The sequence below is a fragment of the Castellaniella caeni NBRC 101664 genome (assembly GCF_001592225.1).
Classification (GTDB): Bacteria; Pseudomonadota; Gammaproteobacteria; order Burkholderiales; family Burkholderiaceae_B; genus Castellaniella; species Castellaniella caeni.
Window position 1 is genome coordinate 1 of record NZ_BCWN01000054.1, and the last position, 826, is coordinate 826.

At 58.6% G+C, this 826-nt stretch carries 1 protein-coding gene; it reads left to right on the forward strand.

What is annotated here, in order from left to right:
- A partial coding sequence (locus CCA01S_RS15055) for a flagellin (protein ID WP_066459952.1) occupies positions 1-608 on the forward strand: 608 nt, incomplete at its 5' end.
- Positions 609-826 lie beyond the last annotated feature (218 nt).

The following is an 826-nucleotide window of genomic DNA, read 5'->3' on the forward strand; positions in this document are numbered from 1 at the left end:
TTCAGGCCGCCAGCGATGTCAACGGGACAACAGACCGTCAGTCGGTGCAAGACGAAATCTCTGCACGCTTGGATGAAATCAATCGTGTCGCCAATGGCGCCCAGTTCAACGGGACCGACCTGCTGAATGCCACTGGTTCTCTTAGCATCCAGGTGGGTGCCAATACCACCGACAATGATGTGATCAAGATCGACACCTTCGATGCAACGGCTGGTGGTTTGATCAGCGGTATCAGCGCGGGTGCTACTAGTGGGGGTGGTGGTTTTTCGACGACTGGGGCCATCACGGTCACGGGCACCTCGGGCTCGGCTGCTGGTAGCGCGGTCGACAATGCACAAAGGACGATCAATACCGTCGACAAGATGCTGGAAAACGTCGACAAGGCCCGCAGCAACCTGGGTGTGATCCAAAACCGCTTGGAATCGACCGTGGCCAACCTGAACAATACCATCACCAACCTGTCGGCTTCGCGTTCGCGCATCGAAGACGCCGACTACGCGGTAGAAGTGTCCAACATGACGCGTGCGCAGATCCTGCAACAGGCTGGCACCGCCGTGCTGGCGCAGGCCAACCAAGTGCCGCAAACCATGCTGTCGCTGCTGCGTTAATTCGCACAGTGGATCGGGGCGGTCTTGGCCGCCCCAGCATGTGGAAAGCTACTGGCGCAAGCCGGTGGCTTTTTACTGAGTGCGCCCAGCTGGGCGCATTCCCGTAGGCGCGGATGCGGCGGGATCGCTCAAGCGCTAGGCGGTAGAGATGGGGATGAAGGAAACATGACCAGCGAGATTCGCTGTTTTCGACAATCGATGTGGCACTGCGAGGTTTA